The 7,003-nt window shown below is 53.3% G+C and carries 6 protein-coding genes; 4 read left to right on the top strand and 2 right to left on the bottom strand.

What is annotated here, in order from left to right:
* Positions 1-75: 75 nt before the first annotated feature.
* Complete coding sequence (locus tag JTI98_RS15440) at positions 76-3,015, top strand: autotransporter outer membrane beta-barrel domain-containing protein (protein WP_216081480.1); 2,940 nt, start codon at positions 76-78, stop codon at positions 3,013-3,015.
* Positions 3,016-3,140: 125 nt separating this feature from the next.
* The gene (locus tag JTI98_RS15435) at positions 3,141-4,034 is read left to right on the top strand and encodes a PhzF family isomerase (RefSeq protein ID WP_216081479.1); all 894 of its coding nucleotides are present in this window, start codon (positions 3,141-3,143) and stop codon (positions 4,032-4,034) included.
* Positions 4,035-4,073: 39 nt separating this feature from the next.
* On the opposite strand, the gene nhoA is transcribed toward JTI98_RS15435, so the two are convergent.
* On the bottom strand, positions 4,074-4,919 hold the full coding sequence (gene nhoA / locus JTI98_RS15430) for an N-hydroxyarylamine O-acetyltransferase (protein WP_044328482.1): 846 nt from the start codon (positions 4,917-4,919) through the stop codon (positions 4,074-4,076).
* Positions 4,920-5,055: 136 nt separating this feature from the next.
* Between nhoA and JTI98_RS15425 the strand changes: the two genes are divergently transcribed.
* Positions 5,056-5,625, top strand: a complete 570-nt coding sequence (locus tag JTI98_RS15425) for a flavin reductase family protein (protein WP_043000670.1) — start codon at positions 5,056-5,058, stop codon at positions 5,623-5,625.
* Here the strand turns inward: JTI98_RS15425 and JTI98_RS15420 are convergent, their stop codons facing one another.
* The gene (locus JTI98_RS15420) at positions 5,626-6,381 is read right to left on the bottom strand and encodes a DeoR/GlpR family DNA-binding transcription regulator (protein WP_216081478.1); all 756 of its coding nucleotides are present in this window, start codon (positions 6,379-6,381) and stop codon (positions 5,626-5,628) included.
* 148 nt (positions 6,382-6,529) lie between these two features.
* Here JTI98_RS15420 and JTI98_RS15415 point away from each other — a divergent pair, with 148 nt between their 5' ends.
* The gene (locus tag JTI98_RS15415) at positions 6,530-6,895 is read left to right on the top strand and encodes a DUF4406 domain-containing protein (protein WP_058588083.1); all 366 of its coding nucleotides are present in this window, start codon (positions 6,530-6,532) and stop codon (positions 6,893-6,895) included.
* The last annotated feature ends 108 nt before the right edge of the window (positions 6,896-7,003 follow it).

The raw sequence follows: 7,003 nt of genomic DNA, 5'->3' as shown, positions 1-7,003 counted from the left end.
GAAACCAAAACGCAGCGTTGAGAAATATAATTTATTCCGTGCTGTATTTGTCTATTAAAAAAAGCGAATAGGGATATGAAAGAATTTAAATTAACCACTATGGCGCTGTTGATCGGCAGCCTGTTAATGACAAATAACGTAAATGCAAAAATTTATGATGAAGATGATGGCATTATCACCGGCAGTGGTGCCCTGGTTGCAGGTGGCAGCTATAAAATTATCAGCGTCGCAGGGGAAGACAACACCCTCTTCGTGGAAAACAATGGCGCGATTACGGTGACGGCTCCGGCTGGAACACCGATTGTTAGCGGCATGGGCGAGTTTGAAGATGGCGATTTTTCACTTGCCTCTGGCGCTGTCTTTGTTGCCAATAGCGGCACAATCAATTTGGGGTCAGGTTCTACCATTAATCAGCTTGTCGGGGATTACATTCCGGGTACGGTTGAAGGACGCCCTGACCTGGCGCTGGACAATGATTATCACACGATGTTCGCGGTTGGCATTCTCAATGTCGGCGGATCAAGCGATGCCTATCTTGCGAAAAAAGGCGCGATTATTGCTGATGATTTAACCATAAACATCAGCCACAAACGTGATAATAAGGACATCATGGGTATTTACGCTGATAAGAATAACGGCGTGATTACCCTGACCGGTGACACCACGGTGAATGCAACCATCACCGGAGCGAAGGGACACATTTTTGGCATTTATGCGAAAGAAGGAACCCTCATCAACGCTGAAAACCTGATTGTTAATAACAAGAGTACGGAATACTCCGTGGGGATCGTTTCAGAATCGACAAATTCCACTCACCGCTCGCTTATTCGTTATCAGAATGCCACCGTGAAATCCGTTGCTGATGAGTTTGCAGACGGTATTAATGCTAACGCGGGTTATATTGAAGCCTTTGGTGATACCGCGGTCGATATCACTGCCAATCGCGTTGGGGCGGTTGCTACAGGTATCTGGCTATCTGATGGTATTGATGACATCGATTTGGATTCGTACATCACCACTCATGGAACGACGTCAGTATTGTTAAAATCAGGCGCGGATCAGACGGTTCTTGAAGGCGTCGATTCAATGGGCTCCTCGCAATATACCGGTAATAACCTGACCATTACCCTGGATACTCAAGGGCATCAACAGACGACCGGTTCCGGTATTATGGCCAGTAAAGAAGATGCSCTCACGGCGGGTAAAATCGACATTAATGGTCGTCTGAACATTGATGTTGTCGATACCACCCGCAGTGGGAGCTGGAAMTACGTYCAKGCGRAYAARGGCGGCGARATCACGCTGAACGGTGGGGTACAGATGGGGGTTAGCTACAACGACCCGGATGCCACTGCCATTCTGGCGGAAAATGCCGACTCCCGTGTGACGATTAACCCGCAGAAAATCGACGTTGTCGGGACGATTGAAGCCCTGGATTCCGCCGTGGTTGATGTGAATGCGATTAACCAGTCGCGTTTCGTCGGCGGGATGGTCACCAGCGGTAATGCGGTGAATAACCTGTCGCTGGCCGACGGCTCGGCCTGGAACATGACCAAAAGTTCTCAGCTCACCAACCTGACGCTGRATGACTCCACGCTGACCTTTATGCCRRCCGCCRCAAAGCGTCGTATGCTGACGCGTGATACCGCGAGCTTCAAAACCCTGACAGTGGACGGTGATTACACAGGCACTAACGGTAATCTCGTGATGAACACCCAACTGGGCGATGACAGCTCGCCGACTGACCGGATGATCGTTGCGGGCAACACCTCCGGCAGCACGAACGTTAAAGTACTGAACGCCGGGGGCGCGGGCGGTCTGACGACGTCGGGCATCGAACTGATTAGCGTTGGCGGCAATTCTGACGGTGTGTTTAAACAAAATGGCCGTATCGTGGCCGGTGCGTATGACTACACCCTGCATCGCGGTGAAGGCGAGAATAATAAAAACTGGTATCTGAGCAGCGCCCTGTCTCCGGTTACTCCGCTGGATCCTCTGAATCCTACCGATCCGCAGCCGCCAACTCCGACGCCGCGCGAACACGCGGTGCGTCCGGAAGCCGGTCTGTACGGCATGAACCTGCAGGCGGCGAACACGCTGTTCAATACCCGTTTGCAGGATCGTCTGGGCGAAACGCATTACGTGGACGCGCTGACCGGCGAAGAAGCCGTCACCAGTATGTGGCTGCGTAACGTGGGCGGTCATACCCGTCAGAAAGACAGCAGTGGTCAACTGGATATGCAGGCCAACCGTTATGTCATGCAACTGGGCGGCGACATTGCGCAGTGGTCTTCGGACAACACCGACCGCTACCATCTGGGCCTGATGGCCGGTTATGCCAACCAGAAAGCGCGCGCCGAAAACCAGCGTAACGGTAACCGGGCCGACAGCCGCATCAGTGGTTACAGCGTTGGTTTGTACGGCACCTGGCTGCAGGACAACGCGACGCACGAAGGCGCGTATGTCGATAGCTGGGCGCAGTACAGCTGGTTTGATAACACCGTTTCTGGTCGTGACGTCGAATCTGAAGAGTATGATTCGAAGGGCTTCACCGCCTCTGTTGAATCCGGCTACACCTGGAAACTGGCCGAACTCAGCGAGCGTAACGCKCTGTATATTCAGCCAAAAGCCCAGATCACCTGGATGGGCGTGAAGGCAGATGAGCACAAAGAAGTTAACGGTACCCGCGTTGAAGGTAACGGTGATGGCAACATCCAGACACGCGTCGGCGTCCGTCTGTTCGGCAAGGGCCACAACACACTGGACGACGGCAAAGACCACACCTTCCAGCCGTTTGTCGAAGCCAACTGGATCCACAACAGCAAAGACTTTGGCGTCKCAATGAACGGTGAAAAYGTGAATCTGAAAGGCGCCCGCAATATCGGCGAACTGAAAGCCGGTGTTGAAGGCCAGTTGACGAARAACGTCGCCCTGTGGGGCAACGTCGCTCAGCAGGTTGGYAACAACGGCTACAGCGATACCTCTGCAATGGTGGGGATTAAAGCCTCCTTCTGATAATAAAACACCCGGCTCGTGTAAATGCCTGCCGGGGTTTATTCTTTCACACGCCGGATTGACAGATGCATCGCTATCCGGCCTTTTCCACGTTATGATGCTTCCCTCACTCAGGGAGAACGCTAATGAAACCACAGGTTTACCACGTTGATGCTTTCACCAGAACCCCCTTTCGCGGCAATTCCGCAGGTGTCGTCCTGAATGCTGATGGCCTCAGCGAAACACAGATGCAACTGATTGCCCGCGAATTACGCCACTCCGAAACCGCATTTCTGCTGCGAAGCGATGACAGCGATGTCCGCATTCGCTACTTTACGCCGACCGTAGAAGTGCCGATTTGCGGGCACGCCACCGTTGCGGCGCATTATGTCCGCGCCACGGTGCTGGGACTGGGCAACACCACAGTCTGGCAAACCTCGCTGGCGGGTCGACACCGGGTGGCGATCCGTCATGATGACGGTGATTACTGTATTTCGCTGGAACAAGGCACGCCAACCTTTGAAGCGCCGATTGAAGGTGACATCCGCGCGGCTATTCTTCGTGCGCTACACCTGAATGAAAGCGATATGCTGCCGGGCTTGCCGATTCAGGTGGCGTCGACCGGTCATTCTAAAGTGATGATTCCGCTTAAGCCTGAAGTCGATATCGATGCCCTCGCGCCCGATCTTTCTGCGCTTTGTACCATCAGTCAGCAAATTGGCTGCAATGGCTTTTTCCCATTCCAGATCCGTCCGGGCAAAAATGAGACTGACGGGCGCATGTTCTCACCGGCAATTGGTATTGTTGAAGATCCGGTGACCGGCAATGCCAATGGCCCGATGGGTGCCTGGCTGGTGCATCACGGTTTACTGGCACACGACGGGAAATCGCTGCAGGTGAAAGGACATCAGGGACGGGCATTGGGTCGCGATGGCACCGTTGAAATTAACGTGACGATTCAGAATAACCAGCCGGAAAAAGTCACCATCACGGGTAACGCGGTGATTCTGTTTCACGCTGAATGGGCGATAGATTTTTAAAATTATGCCCGGTAAGCGCCTGCGCCTACCGGGTTTTCATTATTTTCCCGCTTCGGGATGCGTATCAAACGCCGCCATCACCCTGGCAAGCTCAGTTTCCGTAAAACCATGCTTCGCATCTGTCACTCCCAGACCAAAACGTTCCTGTAGCAGCGAGTACAATGAAGCGACATCCGGTAAATTGCGCTGTTCTGCCACTCTGTCACCTTCGTAATGCGTGAAATGGAAGTTAGTGAGGGTCAATTTTCCCCCGTCCGGCAAATGACGACACATCAGCAGATGATGACGAAAATGCGATTGCGGCCAGTGCGCAGACCAAAAGTTGCCCATCACATAATCACTTTGCTGCTGCACCACCCGATCAAAACGGTACATCGATTGCCAGCGATCATGATGACAAAACTGCAGGATCCAGTCGTCTCCCTCCTGCTGCAAACGGTATTCTCCATGTGGCGTCTTCTGGATAATGTCCGCTTGCAGACGAATGGGGGCAGTAAGCGTCTGACCACCAAATCCCACATCGGCGATCCACGATTCGCCATCCAGTTCAACCAGCAGCAGACGGTGAGTTCGCGGTGGCAGGCTCGGCGGATTAGCCAGCACCACGCGTCCCAGCAAACTACGCACGGTAAACCCCAGTTCGCGCAGTACGCGCTCAAATACGCCATTTTGCTCAAAGCAATAGCCGCCGCGACGTGCGGTAATCAGTTTCTCTTCCAGCGACCTGTCATCAAGGTGCATTTCTCGCGGTAACAGCACGTCGAGATTTTCAAACGGGATAGTACAGTTATGCTGCAAATGTAGCGCCCGAAGCGTCTCAATATTGACTTCGGCACGCCCTGACCAGTTCAGACGAGCAAAATAAGCATTCAGGATCGGCGTCATCAGATTTCCTGTCGTGGGCCTTAAATCGTTATCCGAGTATAAACGATGTGCCAAAGAGTGAGGCAGGTGTTATTCGGCGCTTGGCGCAACGTCAGTTTTCAATAATACTGAGAAAAACCCTTTGCGAGACAATTCTATGAGTCGATTTCGTCCTGTCGAATTACGCCACGCCAGTCGTCTGCTCAATCATGGTCCCACGGTACTGATCACCAGCCGCGATGAGGTCAGCAACCGGCGCAATATCATGGCCGCCGCGTGGTCGATGCCCGTTGAGTTTGATCCGCCTCGTCTCGCCATTGTGGTCGATAAAACGGCCTGGTCGCGGGAATTAATTGAGCGCAGCGGCCTGTTCGGTATTGTCATTCCCGGTGTTGCCGCCACTAACTGGACTTACGCCGTTGGCAGCGTTTCCGGGCGCGATGAAGACAAATTCAACTGTTACGGCATTCCGGTGGTCAAAGGCCCCGTACTGGGACTGCCGGTCGTCGAAGAAAAATGTCTGGCATGGATGGAGTGCCGCCTCCTCCCCGCCACCGCTGCGCAGGAAAAATACGACACCTTATTCGGTGAAGTGGTTTCTGCCGCTGCCGATGAACGGGTGTTTGTCGAAGGCCGCTGGCAGTTCGATGACGACAAACTCAACACCCTGCATCATCTTGGCGCCGGTACATTTGTCACCAGCGGCAAACGCGTGACGGCGGGCTAACTACGCCTGCACCACCGCGATCCCCTTCGCGTTCATCGCGCGGATCCAGCTTTCGTCGGTATTCTCTTCCACGACGACCGTATTAATCAGCGATACGTCGCCAATGGCAAAGGGAGACGCGGTGCTGATCTTCTCCGGTGACGCCAGGACGATAGTTTCTGCGGCTCTGGCGGAAAATGCACGTTTGATGCACGCTTCTTCGTAATCTCCCGTGGTTAACCCCGCTTCCGGGTGAATCCCCGTCACGCCCATGAAAAAGAGATCGGCCTGAATGTTACGCATTCCTTCAACCGTCGCCGCGCCTACCGTGACAATGGAGTGCTTATACACGCGACCACCGATGAGGATGATCTCGATAAGCGGATGATTGACCAGCCCTAATGCGATGCCCGGACTGTGGGTCACCACGGTAATGTTTAAATCATCCGGCAGACAGGCAATCAGTTCTGTTGTTGTCGTCCCACCATCAATGATTACCACCTGACCGGGGGAAATCAGCGTAGCCCCTTTTTGCGCCACGCGCTTTTTGGCGTCGGTTTTCAATGACTTTCGTTCAAGAAACGGCGCCGTCGCACCAGACGATGGCAGCGCCCCGCCGTGTACACGCTGCAGAAATCCTTCCGCGGCAAGTTCACGTAAATCGCGGCGGATCGTGTCTTCGGAAACCGCGAACCGGTTACTGAGCGCCTTCGATAACACCTGACCTTCGGCGGCCAGCAGTTCAAGGATCAATTTCTTTCGCTGATCGGTAAGCATAGGGTTATTCCTGAATGTGCACGATTAACCTTGATCATGCACGAATTTGCTGTTTATGATACGTACTCTACAAATACAACGGCCTTCAGGCAACTAAAACGTGCAGAAATGTGCATTTCTGCCTAGGACAACAAAGAGTGAGGATATCATGACAGCACAACTCATTTTAATCGCCGGCCCTTATCGCAGCGGTACCGACGGAAAACAGGCTCTGATCGACGCCAACCTTCATCGTCTCGAAGCCGCTGCACTGGAGGTGTACCAACGCGGACACATTCCGCTGATTGGCGAATGGCTCGCGTTGCCGCTGGCTAAGGCGGCAGGTTCCATGTCGTTAGATGATGAGATCAGCGAAGCGATGCTCTACCCGGTCGCCCACCGACTCATTACCCGCTGTGACGCGATTTACCGGATTGCGGGAGCATCTAAAGGTGCCGACATGGATATCGAAGTCGCCCGCCAGCATGGACTGACAATCTATACCTCAATCAATGACATTCCGCAGAACGGATGAAAAGTAGACAACAGGTAAAAAGGAGCGAGCCGCCTGGAGAAAGGGAAAAATTTGAGTTTTGGTTCAATGTCGTCACGCGATAACCCGACGCGACCCGGTCAACCTTCT

The sequence above is a fragment of the Citrobacter sp. MGH 55 genome (assembly GCF_016906145.1).
GTDB classification, from domain to species: domain Bacteria; phylum Pseudomonadota; class Gammaproteobacteria; order Enterobacterales; family Enterobacteriaceae; genus Citrobacter_A; species Citrobacter_A amalonaticus.
Note: the sequence above shows the minus strand (reverse complement) of the source record. Positions and strands in the feature narration are given on the sequence as shown.